General features: G+C 33.9%; 16 protein-coding genes. 6 read left to right on the top strand and 10 right to left on the bottom strand.

Going from position 1 to position 19939, the window contains the following annotated elements; genetic code table 11:
• Positions 1-125: 125 nt before the first annotated feature.
• Together asnS and N4A45_09055 are read left to right on the top strand one after the other, a co-directional pair.
• The gene (gene asnS / locus N4A45_09060; GenBank protein ID MCT4665365.1) at positions 126-1565 is read left to right on the top strand and encodes an asparagine--tRNA ligase; all 1440 of its coding nucleotides are present in this window, start codon (positions 126-128) and stop codon (positions 1563-1565) included.
• A gap of 136 nt (positions 1566-1701) precedes the next feature.
• Positions 1702-2040, top strand: a complete 339-nt coding sequence (locus N4A45_09055; protein MCT4665364.1) for a cupin — start codon at positions 1702-1704, stop codon at positions 2038-2040.
• 13 nt (positions 2041-2053) lie between these two features.
• Here N4A45_09055 and N4A45_09050 read toward each other — a convergent pair whose 3' ends face one another.
• Positions 2054-3151 (bottom strand): DUF695 domain-containing protein, encoded by a 1098-nt coding sequence (locus N4A45_09050; GenBank protein ID MCT4665363.1) that lies wholly within the window; start codon positions 3149-3151, stop codon positions 2054-2056.
• A gap of 174 nt (positions 3152-3325) precedes the next feature.
• Here N4A45_09050 and N4A45_09045 point away from each other — a divergent pair, with 174 nt between their 5' ends.
• The 4 genes from N4A45_09045 to N4A45_09030 all read left to right on the top strand — a co-directional run bounded on the left by N4A45_09045 (position 3326) and on the right by N4A45_09030 (position 9894).
• Positions 3326-3760: a hypothetical protein gene (locus N4A45_09045; GenBank protein MCT4665362.1), complete on the top strand. Its 435-nt coding sequence runs from the start codon at positions 3326-3328 to the stop codon at positions 3758-3760.
• Positions 3761-4003: 243 nt separating this feature from the next.
• Positions 4004-5194 carry a TolC family protein gene (locus N4A45_09040; protein ID MCT4665361.1) on the top strand — a complete coding sequence of 397 codons (1191 nt, stop codon included), beginning with the start codon at positions 4004-4006 and terminating at the stop codon, positions 5192-5194.
• A 104-nt stretch (positions 5195-5298) separates the two neighbouring features.
• The gene (locus N4A45_09035) at positions 5299-6789 is read left to right on the top strand and encodes an efflux RND transporter periplasmic adaptor subunit (protein ID MCT4665360.1); all 1491 of its coding nucleotides are present in this window, start codon (positions 5299-5301) and stop codon (positions 6787-6789) included.
• Positions 6790-6807: 18 nt separating this feature from the next.
• Positions 6808-9894 (top strand): efflux RND transporter permease subunit, encoded by a 3087-nt coding sequence (locus N4A45_09030; GenBank protein ID MCT4665359.1) that lies wholly within the window; start codon positions 6808-6810, stop codon positions 9892-9894.
• A gap of 241 nt (positions 9895-10135) precedes the next feature.
• Here N4A45_09030 and groL read toward each other — a convergent pair whose 3' ends face one another.
• The 9 genes from groL to N4A45_08985 all read right to left on the bottom strand — a co-directional run bounded on the left by groL (position 10136) and on the right by N4A45_08985 (position 19799).
• The gene (gene groL / locus N4A45_09025) at positions 10136-11767 is read right to left on the bottom strand and encodes a chaperonin GroEL (protein ID MCT4665358.1); all 1632 of its coding nucleotides are present in this window, start codon (positions 11765-11767) and stop codon (positions 10136-10138) included.
• 21 nt (positions 11768-11788) lie between these two features.
• Positions 11789-12064: a co-chaperone GroES gene (locus N4A45_09020; GenBank protein ID MCT4665357.1), complete on the bottom strand. Its 276-nt coding sequence runs from the start codon at positions 12062-12064 to the stop codon at positions 11789-11791.
• Positions 12065-12156: 92 nt separating this feature from the next.
• Entirely contained in the window at positions 12157-12663 is a 507-nt protein-coding gene (locus N4A45_09015) for a nuclear transport factor 2 family protein (protein MCT4665356.1), read from the bottom strand.
• An 82-nt stretch (positions 12664-12745) separates the two neighbouring features.
• Positions 12746-13435 (bottom strand): hypothetical protein, encoded by a 690-nt coding sequence (locus N4A45_09010; GenBank protein ID MCT4665355.1) that lies wholly within the window; start codon positions 13433-13435, stop codon positions 12746-12748.
• 121 nt (positions 13436-13556) lie between these two features.
• On the bottom strand, positions 13557-15824 hold the full coding sequence (locus N4A45_09005; protein MCT4665354.1) for an aconitate hydratase: 2268 nt from the start codon (positions 15822-15824) through the stop codon (positions 13557-13559).
• A 740-nt stretch (positions 15825-16564) separates the two neighbouring features.
• Positions 16565-16981 carry a hypothetical protein gene (locus N4A45_09000; protein ID MCT4665353.1) on the bottom strand — a complete coding sequence of 139 codons (417 nt, stop codon included), beginning with the start codon at positions 16979-16981 and terminating at the stop codon, positions 16565-16567.
• Between the two features lie 413 nt (positions 16982-17394).
• On the bottom strand, positions 17395-18162 hold the full coding sequence (locus tag N4A45_08995) for an ankyrin repeat domain-containing protein (GenBank protein ID MCT4665352.1): 768 nt from the start codon (positions 18160-18162) through the stop codon (positions 17395-17397).
• A gap of 372 nt (positions 18163-18534) precedes the next feature.
• Positions 18535-19338: an RNA polymerase sigma factor gene (locus N4A45_08990; protein ID MCT4665351.1), complete on the bottom strand. Its 804-nt coding sequence runs from the start codon at positions 19336-19338 to the stop codon at positions 18535-18537.
• 50 nt (positions 19339-19388) lie between these two features.
• Positions 19389-19799: a hypothetical protein gene (locus N4A45_08985; GenBank protein ID MCT4665350.1), complete on the bottom strand. Its 411-nt coding sequence runs from the start codon at positions 19797-19799 to the stop codon at positions 19389-19391.
• Positions 19800-19939 lie beyond the last annotated feature (140 nt).

Raw genomic sequence — 19939 nt, 5'->3', positions numbered from 1 at the left:
CTTATGATTTGTTTAACCAATATTTCCCTTGTTTCTCAATGGATTTATTAAAGAAGTATGGTTTTTAATAGGTAATAATCTTACTTTTGTGTTTTCAAAAAAATAATCATCAAGAAACTAGAAGAATGGCAGTTTTCAATATCAAATCTTTATTTGACCAGAAACCCATAGGTGAGACAATCACTGTAAAAGCTTGGGTAAGAACGCATAGAATGAGTAAAAGTGTTTCTTTTATCGCACTTAATGACGGTTCTACTATCAATAATATCCAGGTGGTTGTAGAAGATCTTTATCCTGAGGAATTTCTAAAACAAATTAATACAGGAGCCAGTTTGGCAATAGAAGGTTTAGTAGTTGCTTCACAAGGAAAAGGTCAACAGATTGAGTTGCAGGCTAAGAGTATTGAGATTTTAGGAACTTGTAGTCCAGATGAATACCCTATTCAGCCCAAAAGACATAGCTTAGAGTTTTTGAGAGAAAAGGCTCACCTTAGAATGAGAACCAGTACTTTTAGTGCGGTTTTTCGTGTAAGACATCATCTTACTTTTGCAATACATCAGTTTTTTCATGAAAGAGGCTTCTACAATATTCACACACCAATAATTACGGCAAGTGATGCAGAAGGTGCAGGGGAAACTTTTAAGGTAACCAATTTTGACCTCAATAATATTCCTAAAAACGATGATGGAACAATTAATTATGAGGAAGATTTCTTTGGGAAGGAAACAAATTTAACGGTTTCTGGACAGCTAGAAGGAGAATTAGCCGCAATGGCACTTTCCAAAATTTATACTTTCGGTCCTACATTTCGTGCTGAAAACTCAAATACATCTAGGCATCTTGCTGAGTTTTGGATGATGGAACCAGAAATTGCTTTTGCAGATTTGGATGATTTGATGGATGTCGCTGAAGGTTTATTAAAATACGTTTGTCAATATGCGCTAGATCATTGTGCTGATGATATGGAATTCTTAAACAAACGATTTGAAAATGAAGAAAAAACCAAAAAAGCCAATGAAAGAGCTGAAATGAATTTGGTGGATAAACTTCGTTTTGTAATCGATAATGATTTTAAGCGTTTGACTTATACTGAGGCAATTGATATTCTTAGAAATTCAAAGCCCAATAAAAAGAAAAAATTCAATTACCTAATTAACGAGTGGGGAGCGGATTTACAATCTGAACACGAACGTTATTTAGTAGAAAAGGAATTTAAAAGACCTGTTATTTTAACTGATTACCCAAAAGATATTAAGGCTTTCTATATGAAACAAAGCGAAGATGGGAAAACAGTTCGAGCAATGGATTTACTAGTTCCAGGAATAGGAGAGTTGATGGGTGGTTCTCAGCGAGAGGAAAGCCATGACAAACTTCTTAACAGAATGAACGAAATGAATATTCCACAAGAAGATTTGTGGTGGTATTTAGAGACAAGAAAATTCGGAACAGTACCGCATAGTGGATTCGGTTTAGGTTTTGAAAGACTAGTTTTGTTTGTAACAGGAATGGGGAATATTCGAGATGTAATCCCTTTCCCAAGAGCTCCTAAATCAGCTGAATTTTAGGAAAAAATAGACTTGAAATATTATTTTGTAAAAAAACACCAAAGAGATTTGGTGTTTTTTTTTCGAAACTAACAGATATCATTGTGTACTCAGTGAAGAATTTATACTTTTGGGTTATTCCTTAAACATAGTGACGATGAAAGTATCAAATATTCTCCAATCAGTAGAGTTTAATGCTCACAAACCCAATATTACAGTTTTACTCAATACAGACTTTACAAAAGAAATTCGCATTGCATTGGATGAAAATCAATCAATGAAAGAACATTCTACACCATTTCCAATTGTGGTAGAAATTGTTGAAGGAAGTATAACCTTTGGTGTACAGGGAAATAAAAAACGCTTACTAAAAGGCGATCTTATTGCTTTAGAAGGAGGAATTCCTCATGATTTAGTAGCCCATACACGCAGTATTATAAGACTGACACTTTCTAAAGCAGATCAATCTGAGCGGGTTAAAAAAGTTATTGAATAAGTTTCCAATTTTTTTAAGCCTGATAACGCTCAAAAGAGATCCAGTATTTATCTCTGTAGATAGAATAATCGAAATGGAGAATATCTTCATATTTTTCCTTTATTGAAGATATTTTCTTTGATGCTTTTCTAAAATCTTTACATGCAATAAATATTTCTCTTTTTCCATTTGCGGTTTCCCTTCCGATATATAAAAAACCGTGTTTGGCTTTCATTTGTTCAAGAACTACGTCTTCAATATGATTCAATAGCTCGTACTCGTCTTCAGAAGGTAGTCCATTTTCAATTTGTTCATATTCAATCTGTAAATTAAGAATGTAGGAATGAGAAGCTTTTCTGTCCCACTCTAGTAAATCTTGATTAATAATTGCAATTAACGGGTTTCCATTCTGTAAAGTTGCCTCCAATGCACTGAAAGAATCTTCTTTAGATTCATAACGAATTCCTTCATACTTCTCCACAAACTCTTTTTCTCTCCAAGTCAAAAAACTCGGTAATTTAGTAATAGGAATGAGTTCTTTTTCAGCTTCTTCAGTACTTTTAAAATCTACATAGTCTATTGTAGTTACTGCTCTTAATTCGCCTAACAAATTATCAATAAAGATGAGAATACCTTGTGAGATTTCTTTCTGATTCTCTTCGTTATAGCCCTCGAAAACAAATGTAAGATCTACATTGTCTGGATAGGTTGGGTCTTCATTTGCGTAAAAAAAGATATTAGATTCTGTAAAATGAAAATGATCCATTCTTATTTCATATCCACTTTTTTCTGAGGCTTTTTTTAGTGCAGTAAATTTCCAGTTAGGAAGTTTCGGAGCATCTGCAATGAGTTCTTCTACAAATACAATATTCTTTAGAACACCTTCGGCAGTTATTATAAGCTCTGCTGTATCATCATCTTGCATTCCTGCAAGAAAAAAATACCCATCTCTTAATTTATTGAGTTCAGGGAATAATTTATCTAAGAATTTTTCGGATACATCCTTTTGTTCTTTTATAGCATTGTAAAATTGTTTCTCATTTTCTTGAAACCATTTCCAGAAACTTTCATTGGTAGCAAGGCTTTGATCTTCATTTGTAGAACTTTTGAATAGATTTTTTAAAAATCCCATATGTTAAATTTATTTAAACCATTCTTTTTCAATATTTTGATCTTTTATGGTTTTGTTTATAGAACAAAAATAAAGAATATTAACCACAGCTCTATGATATATTTTTTTGTATTCAACTTTAGTTTTATAATTTAGTTCATACCAAAATTATAATAATATATTACCTTTGTTCCAATGAAAATCAACAGGAAAATAGGGTTTATTATTCTACTAAAGGCTTATATACTAGTAAGTCTTCATGGTTTTGTTCCTCATATTCATCATGATTTTCATGAAGAGCACCATCATCATCAAGATCATGCACATCAGCATGATGGATATCAACACCTACATGGTGAACATGATGACCCTAGTGATTTTCAATTTCTTTTAGAGCATTTCGCTCATGTTATTGGAGACGAGTTTTTGAGAAAAGACCCAAACAATTTTTCAATAAAAATTGTTGGAAATGATTCTTATACACACACGAGCTCTTTGTTTTCTCTACCTTATGATTTGTCATTGGGGCAAGAGAGAAAAACCATCTCTAAACGACCTTATCGTTGGAGTTATTATCATTCCGTTCATTTACAATTCTCTGGTAAAAGAGGACCTCCATTTTCTGTTTAAAGTATCGAGAACGAATTTTTGGAAATTATCTTAATACTCATTTCTGCTGTAATTCTTTATAGGCAGAATGTTTGTGAGTTTTAAAAATTCACTAGATTCCAATTTCGTTTCTAATTTATAAGCACATTTTTATATCATTTAAGGTGTTAAGTGTTTATAATGACTATTCACTAGATTACTTATTTTACTAGTTTATGTCATCATTTATTTAAATAACGATGATATCTAGAACAGAAAAAATATATGAAAATTATCCAAATCATTGGGTTTTATTTGTTGTTTACTGCTCCCATTTTTGCTCAGAGTGATTTGCAAATCTTATTGGAGACTATTGAAAAAAACAATAAAACCTTGGCTGTGATGAAAAACAAAAACGAAGCTTATATACTTCAAAAACAGTCAGAAAATAAACTTACAGATTTATCTATTTCCTATTACTATTTACCTTACGGAGTCTTTACATCTCCAAACTATTCTGAATTTCAAATAGGGCAAGAATTTGATTTCCCAACGGCATTTTTGGGAAAGAAAAAATGGCTAGATTCCCATAGAGAACTTGCTCATAACAGTTTTTCTTTTCATAAAGTAGCTGTGTTCAAAAAGGCAATTCAACTTTATAGAAAATGGCAAATATTGGCAAAAAAGAAAGATCTACTTGCCACTGTTTTCAATCAAGTTAAAGAAATCAATACGATCACAAAAAGCCTTTACAAACAGGGAGAAAAGAGCCTGTTAGACTTAGAGAGAGCCAAAATGGTGGTATTGCAAGAGCAATATAAGATGGATCAGATAGATCTTCTGTTGCTTGATGTTCAGAGAAGAATTCAAGTTTTGAATGGGAACAAAGAAATTTCTTTAAAGAGAAACCAAGAAGCCGAAACTGTTTATCCCACACTGAATTATAAGGATTTGTGGAATGAAAGGCGAGTGAAAGATCCCTTTTTTGATAGAAGTGAAAGCCAGATAAAATTGGCGCAGCAAGATTTAAAAAGAACGAAGCAAGACGTATTGCCCAAAATTACTTTAGGGTTTAATTCTCAAGGTTATGAAGGAGAACGTTATCATGGACTATTTGCTGGTTTACGAGTTCCTTTATGGTCTGCCTCCTCAAAGGTAAAACAAGCGAAAGTTCGTTTGATTAGCATTGAAAAAGAGCAGGATTTTATAGTGGAAGAACGAAAATCACAACTAAAGCAAGATTTTGAATCCTACCAAAAGATTTTGAAACGATATAGGGATTTTAAATCGCTATTTGCTAATCTAAAATCTTTAAAAATGCTTCAAAAGGCCTATCAACTGGGTGAAATGAATTTCTCTGAATATTATCTTCAGTTGTCTTTTTATCAAAATCAATTAAATCAAATGATTGATATGGAGCTTGAGCTGGCAGAAAAACACACGGAGCTCACTTTTTTTACTGATAACACAAACTAAAAAAAAATCTAAAAACTGATTCTTACTGGAATGATCAATATGAAGATATTTGTCTTTATGGGTAGCAGGACAGTTAGAATGAGTGAAAGAGATAAAACATAAACATGAAAAAATTTATTATACTGATGTTTATACTTTCTTGGTCTTGTCAAGAAACAAATAATACATCGCATACTACTGGAGCGCATAATCATGAAACACCCTCTATTTCTCAAACTATTTGGACGGAGAACCTAGAGTTTTTTGTAGAATTTCCTGCTTTAACGGTGGGGGAAGATGCTAAATTTGCGGCACATTTTACCCATGCAAAAGACCATAAACCAATCAAAAATGGGAAACTCACCGTACAGTTGCTTTCGGGTGAAGCAAAAATTGAACACAGTGTACAAATGTCTTCATCAGCGGGGATTTATATGCCTTTTATTGTTCCAAAATCAAAAGGAATTTATGATCTAAAATTCATTTTTGAATATGATGATGAAGTTGAAGAAATTCTTATTCCAAAACTTGAGGTTTTTGGCAATCAGGACGATGCGGCTCATGCAACACTACCTCATCAAGAGGAAGGTTCAATTCCATTTTTAAAAGAACAAGCTTGGAAAATGGATTTTCATGTCGAAAAAGTTTCCAAAGATTTGATTTATGAAGTGATACCAAGTTATGGAACTTGGAAACACAGTAGTATCAATGAACAAGCTATTTTGGCAAATGCCAAAGGTGTACTTCAATTTTCTAAACCCAATCTTGTTCCTGGAGCTTTTGTGAAAAAAGGGAGTATTCTTTTCAAAATTGGAAGTAAAGGTCTTTCGCAGAATAGTGTAAAACTGGCTTATCAAAAAGCCTCGATAGAATTTGAAAAAGCAAACTCTAAATACCAAAGAGGGAAGGTTTTGTTTGAAAACGAAATTATTTCAAAAGCACAATGGGAGACTATTAAAGAATCCTATTTTCTGGCAAAGAATAATTTTGAAACCCTCTCCAATGATTATCAAAAAGGAGGTAAAGTGGTGAGAGCACCTTTTAGTGGATTTATTCATAAGATTTTGGAGGAAAATGGTTCATTTGTCAATGAAGGAGCGTCTATTATCAATATGGCTAACCATGACGGTGAAATATTAGAAGTTTTGGTGGGGCAAAATAAAGCAAATAAGCTAAACAATTTAGTAGGAATTGCTTATAAATGCAATACGAATGAATGGGAACATATTTTTCAAAAATCTGGAAATATCCTTGGGATAAACTATGGTGTTTCATCAGAGAAACCCAATATTAGCATATCGGCAATTCCTTTAGAGCATCATTTTGTATCTATAGGTTCTATGGTAGAAGCTCAAGTACTGGTGGGGGATGGTAAACCTCAAATAGTGGTTCCAAAATCAGCACTTTTAGAAGATTATGGACAGTTTTCAGTAATGGTACAGAAAACGGGAGAAAGTTTTGAAAAAAGATTAGTGAAGATAGGTGCTATAAACGGTCGAAAAGTTGCTGTTTTAGAAGGTCTTGAAGAAGGAGAGAAGGTAGTGGACAAAGGAGCATATCAAGTAAAAATGTCTGCGATGTCTGGAAAAGCACCCGCTCATGGTCATTCACATTAATCCTAAAGAAAAAAGAACATGTTAAGAAGAATTTTACTTTTTTCGCTTCAGAACCGAGCAGTGGTTTTGTTAGTGAGTTTGTTTCTTACTTTGGGAGGAAGTTGGATTGCAAAAAATATGAATGTAGATGTGTTTCCTGATCTCACCGCACCCTCTGTTACCATTCTTACGGAAGCACATGGATTGGAAGCCGAAGAGGTGGAAAAACTAGTGAGTTTTCCTTTGGAAACGGCCATGATGGGATCTCCAAACGTAAGAAGAATTCGCTCTTCTTCCGCCAATGGAATCTCAATAGTTTGGGTGGAATTTGATTGGGGAACGGATATCTACAAGGCAAGACAGATTGTGAGTGAACGAATTCCTTTGGTAGAAGAAAATCTTCCAGAAGACATCGGAACCCCCACAATGGGTCCTATTTCTTCGATTATGGGAGAGGTGATGACCGTAGGAGTCAGTTCTGATTCCATTAATCCAAAAGAATTGAGAACCATTGCAGATTGGGTTATTCGTCCAAGAATAAAATCTATTCCAGGAATTGCCAATGTAATTGTACTAGGTGGAGAGCTGAAACAGTATCAGGTTTTGGTAGATCCTGCAAAACTCATGCATTATAAAATAGGAATTTCCGAAGTACTCCAAAAGGTAAAAGAAAGTAGTAAAAATGCACCTGGAGGAATACTCAATGAATTTGGAAATGAGTATATTATTAAAGGTACTGGAAGGATTTACGATATTCAAGAACTGGAGGAATCTTTGGTAAAAATGATTGGAAATCAGCCTGTGAAAATAAAAGATATTGCTCAAGTAAAGATTGGACATTCTGATAAAATAGGAGATGGGTCGGTCAATGGAAATCCCGCTGTGATCCTCACAATTTCTAAACAGCCCGATGTAAATACACTTGCTTTAACGAAAGAATTAGATCAAGTTATCGACGACTTAAAGAGGAATCTTCCTGAAGGCATTGAATTGAACAATCAAATTTTTAGACAAGCCAATTTTATTCAAACCAGTATTGATAACCTAAAAAATACCCTTTTGGAAGGTGCTTTTTTTGTTGTGATTATTCTTTTAGTGTTTTTAATGAATTGGCGAACGACAATTATTTCATTATTAGCCATTCCGCTTTCTCTTTTAGTTTCTCTATTGGTTTTGAATCTATTGGGTTACACTTTAAATACAATGAGTCTGGGAGGTATGGCAATTGCCATTGGAGCCCTTGTGGACGACGCAATTATTGATGTAGAAAATGTGTTTAAACGCTTGCGAGAAAATTATTTGAAGCCAAAAGAAGAAAAACTCCCAGTCTTAAAAATCATTGAAGAAGCTTCTTTAGAAATTCGAAGTTCTATTATTATAGCTACACTGATCATTATTGTGTCTTTTATACCGCTCTTCTTTTTGAGTGGAATGGAAGGAAGATTACTTCAGCCTTTGGGGATCGCTTTTGTAACTTCTATACTCACCTCATTGATTGTAGCGGTTACCGTAACACCTGTGTTATCTTTTTATTTACTAAAAAGTGATCGAGCATTGAAAAATCAAGCAAAAGGAACATTTGTAGAGCGTTGGTTACAAAAAGTGTATCAGAAAACGCTGCAATTCGTTCTTAAAGTTCCAAAACTGATTTTACTTTTCTCTGTACTGGCTTTTGCTTTGAGTATGGGAGTTTTTCAAAAACTTGGACGTAGTTTTTTACCTGAATTTAATGAAGGTTCTATCGTGATAAGTGTGGTAGGAATTCCGGGGACAAATCTTGAAGAAAGTAATAAAATAGGAGGGGTGATGGAGGATTTGCTCCGTGCTAAGCCTGAAGTAAAACAAATTTCAAGAAGAACGGGTAGAGCAGAGCTTGACGAACATGCTCAAGGGGTTCATGCCGCTGAAATAGATGTTTTATTTGAATTATCTGATGGGAAAACAAAGGATGAATTCTTTGAAGAAGTACGAGAAACTTTAAGTATTATTCCTGGCGTAAATATTACTTTGGGTCAGCCAATAGGACACCGTATAGATCACATGCTATCTGGAACAAGGGCTAATATTGCTATCAAAATTTTTGGCGAGGATCTTTCTGAGCTTTTTACTATAGGTAAGAAGGTAGAGTCCGCCATAGGGGATATTGTGGGTATTGCAGATTTAGCTGTGGATCAACAAATAGAAGTTCCTCAACTAAAAATCGTTCCAAATAGGCAAATGCTTTCAGCTTATGGGCTTACCATGACAGATTTTTTAACGCAGATGGATATCGCCCTTGCAGGAGAAAAAGCAGGGAATATTTTTGAGGGACAAAAATACCATGATTTGATTGTCCGTTTGGATAAAAAATCTCGTGATGAACAAAGTGAATTTGAATCCGTTCCTATTTTTCTTCCCGATGGAAATTATATCAATTTAGGACAAATAGCAGAAATTAAGTCTATTAGTAGTCCAGTTTCTGTGTCGAGAGAAAATATTCAGAGAAAAATAGTGGTTTCGGCTAATGTTCAGAATCGAGATCTCAAGTCGGTAGTAGAAGAAATTCGAACCACCATACAAAGTGAGATTGAATTGCCTAAGAACTACAGAATAGAATATGGTGGACAGTTTGAGAGTGAAGCTAAAGCCTCGCAAATGCTTACTTTAACTGCTATTTTAGCTGTTCTAATTATTTTGTTTCTTCTTTATTATGAGTTTCAGAATATTAAACTGGCACTTATTGTTTTACTCAATTTACCCCTTTCTTTGATTGGAGGAATTCTCATTATTTATTTCAATTCTGGAATTGTAGATATTGCTGCCACCATAGGTTTTATTAGCCTTTTTGGAATTGCCACTAGAAATGGGATTCTATTGGTTTCTAAATATGAAGAGTTGAAAAAATCGGGTATGAGAAACAAAGAACTTATCATAAAAGGAGCATTAGATAGGCTCAATCCTATTCTGATGACCACTTTTACCACAGGATTGGCTTTGATTCCGCTTGCACTAAAAGCGGGTGAAGCAGGAAATGAAATTCAAAGTCCTATGGCCATTGTCATTTTAGGAGGATTGATGTCCTCTACAATTCTCAATCTTTTGGTAGTTCCTGTGGTATATTCCATTTGGAAACCGAAAGTAGTATAAGTAACACCATTTATGGTGTTAATTTACCCAAATGCAAAAGCCCTCCCGAAATGTCGGGACAAGCTATTTGAAGGGGGAAAGGGGGATGTTTCACTACGATAGCACTCCCAAAGAAGCTAAAACAAATGGGTAAATTACCACCGTAAATGCTATTAAATCGTTTTAGTATTGAGCCTAAAAAAAACCATTCTTTCTAAATTTAGAAAGAATGGTTTTTATATCAATAATAATCACAATTTGATTACATCATTCCTGGCATTCCGCCTCCCATTGGAGGATGACTATGGTCATCTTTTTCTGGAAGATTTACCAAAACACATTCAGTAGTTAAGAACATTCCTGCTACAGATGCTGCATTTTCAAGAGCCACACGAGTTACTTTCGTTGGGTCGATAATTCCTGCTTCATACATATCTGTATAAGTATCATTTTTGGCATTATATCCAAAATCTTCTTTTCCTTCACGTACTTTGTTGATAACAACAGAACCTTCACCACCAGCGTTGGCTACAATTTGTCTTAAAGGTTCTTCTACTGCACGAGAAACAATCTCGATTCCCACTTTTTCATCATCATTTTCGGCAGAAACAGATTCTAATGATTCCAAAGCTCTCACAAGAGCAACACCACCACCAGGAACAATTCCTTCTTCCACGGCAGCACGGGTAGCATGAAGTGCATCGTCAATACGATCTTTCTTCTCCTTCATTTCAATTTCTGAAGCAGCTCCCACATACATTACAGCAACTCCACCAGCTAGTTTTGCCATGCGTTCCTGTAGTTTTTCTTTATCATAATCTGAAGAACTGGCTTCAAATTGAGCTTTTATTTGGTTTACACGGTTTTTGATATTGTTTTCATCTCCAGCTCCGTTTACAACAGTGGTATGATCTTTATCAATATTCACTCTTTCAGCCGTTCCAAGCATATCGATGGTTGCCGTTTCAAGAGAGTAACCTTGTTCCGATGAAATAACTACACCACCTGTTAAGATTGCTAAGTCTTCTAACATCGCTTTTCTTCGATCTCCAAATCCAGGAGCTTTTACAGCAGCTACTTTTAGTGAACCTCTTATTCTGTTTAAAACAAGTGTTGTAAGTGCTTCTCCATCAATATCTTCTGCAATAATCAAAAGTGGCCTACCTGACTGAGCAACAGGCTCTAATACAGGAAGAAGGTCTTTCATTGCTGATATTTTTTGGTCATACAAAAGAATAAATGGATTCTCTAATTCGGCTTCCATTTTCTCTGTATTTGTTACAAAATATGGAGAAAGATATCCACGATCAAATTGCATTCCTTCTACAACATCCACCGTAGTTTCTGTTCCTTTTGCTTCTTCTACTGTGATCACACCTTCTTTACCTACACGCTCCATGGCTTCGGCAATAAGTTTACCTATAGAATGATCATTATTCGCAGAAATAGTACCTACTTGTTCTATTTTCTCAATACTATCACCTACTTCTTTAGATTGGCTCTTTAGGTTTGAAACAATTGCTGTTACCGCTTTGTCAATACCTCTTTTTAGATCCATTGGATTTGCTCCAGCAGTAAGGTTTTTAAGTCCAGTTGTAATGATAGATTGGGCTAAAACAGTGGCTGTAGTAGTTCCATCTCCTGCAACATCAGCAGTTTTTGAGGCAACTTCTTTTACCATAGAAGCTCCCATATTTTGAAGCTCATCTTCTAGTTCTATTTCTCTAGCTACTGATACTCCGTCTTTTGTAATATGTGGGGGTCCAAATTGTTTTCCAATTACCACATTTCTTCCTTTAGGTCCAAGAGTGACTTTTACGGCGTTTGCCAATGCATCAACACCTGCTTTAAGACCTTCTCTTGCTTCGCTATTAAATTTTATTTCTTTTGCCATTTTTCTTTCTGTTTTGGAAAATTACATGATTGCTAAAATGTCAGATTCTCTCATAATTAGATAATCTTTACCTTCTAGTTTTAAATCGGTACCTCCGTACTTACTATACATTACGATATCACCTACTTTCACGGTCATTTCGTGGTCTTTTGTGCCATTTCCTACTGCTACCACTTTTCCTTGTTGTGGTTTTTCTTTAGCAGAATCTGGTATAATGATTCCTGATGCAGTTTTTGTTTCAGCCTCCATTGGCTCTATCAAAACACGATCAGCGAGTGGTCTTAATGTAATACTCATAATCTATTTTTTTGCAATTGATTTTGAAAATTTTGTCAAAGAACATACCACGATGATATGTCGGACAAAATGTCAAATATTAGTTCATTTTGTCATTGTCTGTGAGGAAAATTATGTCTAAAAATTGAATCATTTTCGGCAATGATTTGTTTGACTTTTCCCATGTCGGGATTTGGAATAGCTAAAGATAAAACATAATGTTTGATTTTCCATTGATTATTTATTTTAATAAGCACTCCAGATCCTCGACATGTACCCATGTGGGTATCAAGAATTTCATCAAACCAAGCATTTTGATAATCATCAGAAAAAAAGATATTTCTGTTAAGAGTTTTAAAATCCCAAGTAGTTTTTTTATCGAAATAGGGTTTACAAAAATGCGCAAATGTTTGTTTACTCCAGTTTTCTGTTGCGTCCGTTCCAATATAGGTGAAATTTGAATCTGCCATTAGGTCAAAATAACGATCAAAATCAGCTTGAGCAGCGGCTTTGTGCCATTTTTCCATCAAATGGTTAATGGTAGAATCTTTTTCTGGTTTGATTAAGGTCTTTTCATTATTTGGACTACAAGCGCTAAGTATTCCAAGAAATAGAAACATGCTTATTTTTAATAATTTGATTTTGCTTTCAAATCTGAGAAATTTTCTGTGGTTTTTGAGATTCATAGTTAAAGATTTCTGTTTATTCTAAAGTAAAAGTTTCTCCTATTTTTGTTAGTGGATGAATGTTCTTAGTTTTTTTCCACTGTTTTTGAGCATCTGGAATTTCGCTAGGGTATAGGTGGTAAATAAACTGCATTTTTGCATCTATTGAAATGTTTTTTTGCTTGGCATAATATAGTATCCAAGGTGGAATATAAGCCCAATCTATATTTTTGATATTTCCTATGGTTTCTGGTTCTGTAGTGTCTCCAGAAAGAAAAATTCTTTTTCCGTGCCATGTGATTAAAAAGGAGTAATGGCGAAATGGAATACCAAAAAAGCTGTGTTTTGTTTTGAACGCCTTTATTTCAAAATTGTCAATAGAATTTGCGAATTCTTGGAGTTTCGAAATTTTAAAAACACCATATTTTTTTCCCCCATTCTGTTTGATTTGTTTTTTTACATTTTTCCTAGAATAATGATCGGCATGTTTATGTGTAAACAAGAAATAGGCATTTTCCTGTAAGCTGTCCAAAGAGCTTTCTGCGTATTTCATATATCCATAAGCTCCTGATTTGTATGGGAAATCGATATAAATATGCTCTTTTCCATCTGTGAGATATAAACCACAATTACCCAAGAATTGTACTGTTATTTTTTGAGCGAAACTCATATTTGTTAAACTAAATAGAATCAGAAAGAAAAGGAGCGTAGATGAAGGGATTTTCATTAAATAGATTTTAGTTTGTACTGTAAAAATAGCTTTTTTAGTTAAATTCTAATATTCATTCAATAAAAAGCCCTTACCAAATGGCAAGGGCTTTTCTATATTCAAAACTTTTTTAAAGCCATTAAGCCTTATTTTCTGTTTTAATTTGATTTAATGCAGAACCAAAATTAAACCATTCGATTTGAGAATCGTTGTATGAGTGGTTTAGCATAATGGTATCTTTACTTCCATCTGCATGAACAGCTTCAAGAGTAAGTTGTTTTCCAGGAGCGAAATCTGCCAAATCAACAAAGTTGAAAGAGTCATCTTCTTGAATCATGTCATAATCGGCTTCATTTGCAAAAGTAAGACCTAACATACCTTGTTTTTTCAGGTTTGTTTCGTGGATACGAGCAAAAGATTTTACAATTACTGCGGCTACTCCTAAGTGGCGTGGCTCCATTGCAGCGTGTTCTCTAGAAGAACCTTCACCGTAGTTATGATCTCCCACAACTATTGTTTTGATTCCTGCAGCTTTATACGCTCTTTGTGTTGCTGGAACAGCACCATATTCACCTGTTAATTGGTTTTTTACAGTATCTGTTTTCATATTGAAAGCGTTTACAGCACCAATCAAACAGTTGTTTGAAATATTATCTAAATGACCTCTGTATTTCAACCATGGACCTGCCATAGAGATATGGTCTGTTGTACATTTTCCGTGTGCTTTTATCAAAAGTTTTGCACCTGAAATATTACGTCCAAGTGGCTCAAAAGGAGTCAAGAGTTGTAGTCTTTCAGAATCATCTTTTACCACTACTTCTACACCAGAACCATCTTCTACTGGAGCTTGGAAACCTGCATCTTCTACATCAAAACCTTGTGGTGGAAGTTCTTCACCTGTAGGTTCTGAAAAACGAACTTCTTCTCCGTTTTTGTTTATTAATGTATCTGTTGCTGGGTTAAAGTCTAATCTTCCTGAGATAGCTACTGCGGCTACCATTTCTGGTGAGGCAACAAAGGCATGCGTATTTGGGTTTCCATCGGCACGCTTTGCAAAGTTTCTATTGAAAGAATGGATAATTGAGTTTTTTGGAGCATTTTTAGGATCTTCATAACGTCCCCATTGACCAATACAAGGTCCACAGGCGTTTGTAAAGATTTTTGCATCCAATTGTTCAAAGATTTCTAATAATCCATCTCTTTCAGCAGTGTAACGAACTTGTTCAGAACCTGGGTTAATTCCAAATTCAGCTTTGGCTTCAAGACCTAGTTCTACAGCTTGCTTAGCAACAGAAGCTGCACGAGAAAGATCCTCGTAAGAAGAATTGGTACAAGAACCAATCAATCCCCATTCTACGTCAAGTGGCCATCCATTTTCAGTAGCTTTAGCAGTCATATCTTTTCCTGCTTGTGTAGCTAAATCTGGAGTAAATGGTCCGTTTAAATGTGGTTTTAGTTCATCAAGATTGATCTCAATTACTTGATCAAAATATTGTTCTGGATTTGCATATACTTCTGCATCTCCTGTAAGGTGTTCTTTTACATTGTTGGCAGCGTCAGCAATATCATTTCTGTCTGTTGCTCTTAGGTAACGCTCCATGCTTTCGTCATATCCAAAAGTAGAAGTTGTGGCTCCTATTTCTGCACCCATATTGGCAATAGTTCCTTTTCCAGTACAAGACATAGAAAGTACTCCTTCACCAAAATATTCTACGATACATCCTGTTCCACCTTTTACGGTAAGGATATCGGCTACTTTTAAGATTACATCTTTAGGAGCAGTCCATCCAGAAAGTTTTCCTGTAAGTTTTACCCCAATAAGTTTAGGAAATTTCAATTCCCAAGGCATTCCAGCCATTACATCAACAGCATCTGCTCCTCCAACACCGATAGCGATCATTCCTAATCCACCAGCATTTACGGTATGAGAATCTGTTCCAATCATCATTCCTCCAGGGAATGCGTAGTTTTCTAGTACTACTTGGTGAATAATTCCTGCACCTGGTTTCCAAAATCCTATTCCGTATTTATTGGAAACAGATTCCAAGAAATTAAATACTTCTGAAGATTGATTGATGGCATTTTGAAGATCTTTGTCTGCACCAAGTTTGGCTTGAATCAAGTGATCACAATGTACCGTTGTTGGAACGGCTACTTTTGCCTTTCCAGCTTGCATAAACTGTAAAAGTGCCATTTGTGCAGTTGCATCCTGACATGCAATTCTATCTGGAGCAAAGTCCACATAGTTTACGCCTCTTTCAAATTTTTTATCTGAATCTGTCCAAAGGTGGTTATACAAAGTTTTTTCAGCTAATGTAAGTGGTCTTCCAACCAATTCTCTTGCTTTTTGTACGTTGTTTGGAAGTCTATCATATACTTCCTTGATCATATTGATATCAAAAGCCATGTTGTAAATAGAATTTTATGGTTTCTAATTGTGTTCGTTCTTAAAAATCTTCTTGAATACCCAAGAAGTGCGAAACTACTAAAAAAACAGCATTTTTCCTAAGAATTAATGGCTTAAAAATGAATGCAATATTTTATATAGAATGGGTCTAAAGAAGCTTATTCTTATTTGTTACTTTTTAATGGAATTGATGACTCCAAACGAGTTGATGAAATGTAATATTAATCCCGATGTTTCTGGACTCTTTTGGTTTTGCTTTGTGTGTGGTTAGATGGTTTATACCGATTACTTGCTAAAATTACCCACTTATTTCACTGCGTTCATAACTGGCTTTTAGCAATGTATCGGCATTATACCTATGAGTAAATTAACACCATAAATGGTATTAGTTGTTGTGTACAGGCGTTTATTCATCCTCATTAATGTCATTGTCAATCTCATTAAAGTATCTCTATAAGCTCCTGCTAATGAGAATATACAGTAAGTTGCTCCTGCCAATTTGTAATTGGTAGCCGTACTGAGATTAAAAAACTATAAAACATTCAATAAATAATCATTGAGTGTTTTGTTTTTCTTGTAAAAAGGTTAATTTGGCTTATTATCTGTGTGTCCACACACCTTGTCCCGAGTATCGGGGAATTAGAAATTGGTGGGAGTGGGGGAAGTGATTTAAAAAGTCAATTCCTTTTTACTTTGATCTAGTTTTTAAAGCTATATATATGTCTGTAAATTGCCCCATGTTATTTTATTTCTTCAATTATTCCAGATTTATACAGTTGATCTAACATTGGTTTTAATTCTTGCCAATCTATTTCTTTACTCAGGTCTTTGTATTCATTTGTACTATCTAAAAACTCTTTTAAAAACCATGCATCAATTTTTCCGAACTTTGGTGGGTTCGTAAGAATTACTTCAATATTTTGTTGTGTTTTTCTTTTATGAAAACCGCATTCTCCACCATGGAAGGAATAATTAACCCTTTCAGAAAGTTTACCACGTCTTGGAACTTTGGTATTACCTCTCCATACCAATTCCTCATATTGCTCTTGAATAGATATGTCATAACCAAACTTCTTTCCCAATCGGTCCATTAGCTCCATTCCTTCAGAACGATACTCTGAAATTGCTTTTGCTAATATGTCTAATGATATTTTCATTCCTATGCACCACAACAACCATATAAACAAATCCTTGTATAACAAAGGCATATTTATAAGTCAAGCCATTATACGTTTATACTTTCTTTTTCATAATCAAAAACACAAAAATCTCAGTAATTACAAGTTTTGGAAGTGAATCTAGAGGTACTATTTATATTTTTGAATATCATAAGACTAAGGTACAAAAAAACAACTTTATGAAGGAAGGTAAACGAATAATATTCGACTATTGTCTTTAGTTTTTGTTCTTTTTGCCACTTCACTATTGAGTCGGTTTTCTTTTTCCTTAGAAAAAGACGCTGTGGGTTTTAGTCAATCCCGATGTTCGGGGTTAATATGGTTTGATTATTTGTGTGTCCACACCAATTAGAAATTGGCGGGAGCGGGGAGTAACCCGAAGACATAGCTTATTATAGCATTTTTTCTTTAGTTTTTTTAATCCAATATTCTCTCATCTTGCCGCTAATTACGAAACAATCTTCCAGATTATCATTCATCCAATCACACCAATAATAGATAGTAGGTTTGTTTAATTCGAAATCAATATCAAGGAATGGAACTAATCGATTCCAATACTTATCAAATTCTTCATCAGTTTGGTCATTAACGGATTGAATGATCATTTCAAGTAGAGAATATTTTGCTTCAATATTCTCAATATTTGCATAAGCATCTAGGTAATCCTCGATTCTTTCAGGTTCTGAAATTGTATAAGTCCAATCTTGGTCGTGTTTGTTTATTTTGTAATTGAACAAATCAGCCAATTGTTCCCAGTCTGCATAGTATTTATATTCTGGCTCGCTAAGCAGTCCGATTAGTCTTTCATCTCCAAAACTAAGTGCTAAGTCCAATGGTGATTTATTGGCATTATTTTTAGAATTTGGGTTAGATCCATTTTCAATTAGTAATCTGACCAATTCATAATTTCCTCTTGAATTAAATGTAGCTTTCCATAAAGCATTATTCCCATAATTATCTTTTAAGTCAACGTTGATACCTTTTTCAATTAGACTTTCTGCAAATTTAAGGCTTGAATATTCACTACAGAAATGAAGTAAAGACATTCCGTTTATATCAACCATATTTACATCGGTCAAAAACTCAAGCTCTTTCACGAATTTATCATAGTCATTGTTAACTATTGAGTAGAATATCTCTGTTCGATTAAATTCGTCCATTTTAATTTGCTATAACAACCGAATAAACACACCATCACATAACACAGGTGTATTTATACGCCTTATACGTTTATACTTTCTTTTTTATAATCAAAAACACAAAAATCCCAGTAAATACAGGTTTTGGAAGTGAATCTAGAGGTGCTATTTATATTTTTGACTATCATAAGACTAAGGTACAAAAAACATTTTTAGTTAAAGAAAATAAATTAGGTATTACTTGAAAAATGTACAAGCTTTTTGATAGGTGAATTATTGAAATCAATCATAAAAAGTGAGCAAATAAGGTGTTTAGTTGGTAGTCTCCGATGTTTTCGGGCTCTTTTGGTTTTGCTTTGTGAGTGGTTTGGAGAAATATTGATGTGTTCGACATTATTTATCTTCGAAATTTATGATTCTTTTATTCATTACAAGCTCTTTAATCTCATTATTAAAGTCTGATTGATTTTTAAATTTTCCGTGATTTGCATAAATACCAGTCATAGAATGCAGTTCTTCCATTTCGCTATTATAAGCTTCTATATCAGAAACAAAACTCAGATTGTTTTTTACAATTCTTTTACAAGCTAAGGCTTGATTTATTCTATTGTTGCACCTACAAGGATTTTTAGGATTGTAAACACCACAGTTAGCATTCATAAAAGAATCTATTAATTTCCTTGATTTTTCCAGTCTTTTTCTAAAATTTGGGGCTGTAATTTCTAAAATTTCACAAGCTATATTACTTTTTATTTTCAGAATACTACCTAGTATAAAAACAATTCGTAATTCTCTACTCAAGCATTGTAACATAGCTAAGGTACAACCTGTTTTCATTTCTTTTTCTAAAATATCTTTATCAGCAAAATCATAGCTAACAGGTTCTTTAATAATGTTTAATTCCTTTGCAAAATCACTAAATGATATAGGGCTTTTCTCAAATGTACTTTTCTTTTTATTGATTAAGTAATTAGTAGATACCCTATAAACCCACGTTTGAAACTTACTATTCCCATTAAATTTGCTCAAATTGGTTATTATTTTTATCAAAATTTCTTGGGTAGCATCTTCTGCATCTTCTTTATTCCATAAAAAACGAAGAGACAAATTATATACTAATCCTTCAATAGATTTTATCAACTTTTCAAGACTTTTTTTATTTCCTAATAGACTCTCTTTTATCAATTGTTCTTCCATATTTACCGTGTATAATGAAGGCTAATTTTTATTTAGCCTTCATTTAGTTTTTAAGCTGTTAGAATTTCTTGTAATTTTATGAGTTCCTCAGTAAGTTGAGCTTTTTGAACAGCCAAAGTTCCCTCAATTTGCTCTAAAGGCAAAGGTGGAGCTATTAAAACAAAAGAATAAATAGCATGACCATCCGGTCCTGAAGTTACTCTTGAATATGCAACACCAACACTATTGTCTGGCATTGTCATATACCAATCTATAGTTCCTAATTCTTTATTAGTTCTTGTTTCTAAACCAATTTTAAGTTCTCCATTTGGAGTAATTAGTAGTGCCGATTTATCATCGGCATTTTTAAAAGCTCCAGTCCATTTTTCTAGGTTTACAGGATTAGCAATATAATCAAATGCTTTTTCTGTTGATGTTGATAAATTAATACTTTGTACGTCGTGATTTTTAACTGTAGACATTTTCATAAATTTTTTAAGTAACCAATGAATTTTGGTTACAATATATTAGACAGTTGAAAAAGCAAACTGTGAATTTATTTTTTGTGTTTATTTCTAAAGGTGTATAATGTCATTTTCTTTATGCTTAAATTTCGAAATAA

The organism is Flavobacteriales bacterium, from assembly GCA_025210805.1.
GTDB lineage: Bacteria > Bacteroidota > Bacteroidia > Flavobacteriales > CAJXXR01 > JAOAQX01.
This window is presented reverse-complemented; position numbering and strand designations above follow the sequence as displayed.

What these genes read in the sequence shown, in the direction of transcription:
- asnS (MCT4665365.1), top strand. Translation starts at nt 126, where the DNA reads ATGGCAGTTTTCAATATCAAATCTTTATTTGACCAGAAACCCATAGGT.
- N4A45_09055 (MCT4665364.1), top strand. Translation starts at nt 1,702, where the DNA reads ATGAAAGTATCAAATATTCTCCAATCAGTAGAGTTTAATGCTCACAAA.
- N4A45_09050 (MCT4665363.1), bottom strand. Translation starts at nt 3,151, where the DNA reads ATGGGATTTTTAAAAAATCTATTCAAAAGTTCTACAAATGAAGATCAA.
- N4A45_09045 (MCT4665362.1), top strand. Translation starts at nt 3,326, where the DNA reads ATGAAAATCAACAGGAAAATAGGGTTTATTATTCTACTAAAGGCTTAT.
- N4A45_09040 (MCT4665361.1), top strand. Translation starts at nt 4,004, where the DNA reads ATGAAAATTATCCAAATCATTGGGTTTTATTTGTTGTTTACTGCTCCC.
- N4A45_09035 (MCT4665360.1), top strand. Translation starts at nt 5,299, where the DNA reads ATGAAAAAATTTATTATACTGATGTTTATACTTTCTTGGTCTTGTCAA.
- N4A45_09030 (MCT4665359.1), top strand. Translation starts at nt 6,808, where the DNA reads ATGTTAAGAAGAATTTTACTTTTTTCGCTTCAGAACCGAGCAGTGGTT.
- groL (MCT4665358.1), bottom strand. Translation starts at nt 11,767, where the DNA reads ATGGCAAAAGAAATAAAATTTAATAGCGAAGCAAGAGAAGGTCTTAAA.
- N4A45_09020 (MCT4665357.1), bottom strand. Translation starts at nt 12,064, where the DNA reads ATGAGTATTACATTAAGACCACTCGCTGATCGTGTTTTGATAGAGCCA.
- N4A45_09015 (MCT4665356.1), bottom strand. Translation starts at nt 12,663, where the DNA reads ATGTTTCTATTTCTTGGAATACTTAGCGCTTGTAGTCCAAATAATGAA.
- N4A45_09010 (MCT4665355.1), bottom strand. Translation starts at nt 13,435, where the DNA reads ATGAAAATCCCTTCATCTACGCTCCTTTTCTTTCTGATTCTATTTAGT.
- N4A45_09005 (MCT4665354.1), bottom strand. Translation starts at nt 15,824, where the DNA reads ATGGCTTTTGATATCAATATGATCAAGGAAGTATATGATAGACTTCCA.
- N4A45_09000 (MCT4665353.1), bottom strand. Translation starts at nt 16,981, where the DNA reads ATGAAAATATCATTAGACATATTAGCAAAAGCAATTTCAGAGTATCGT.
- N4A45_08995 (MCT4665352.1), bottom strand. Translation starts at nt 18,162, where the DNA reads ATGGACGAATTTAATCGAACAGAGATATTCTACTCAATAGTTAACAAT.
- N4A45_08990 (MCT4665351.1), bottom strand. Translation starts at nt 19,338, where the DNA reads ATGGAAGAACAATTGATAAAAGAGAGTCTATTAGGAAATAAAAAAAGT.
- N4A45_08985 (MCT4665350.1), bottom strand. Translation starts at nt 19,799, where the DNA reads ATGTCTACAGTTAAAAATCACGACGTACAAAGTATTAATTTATCAACA.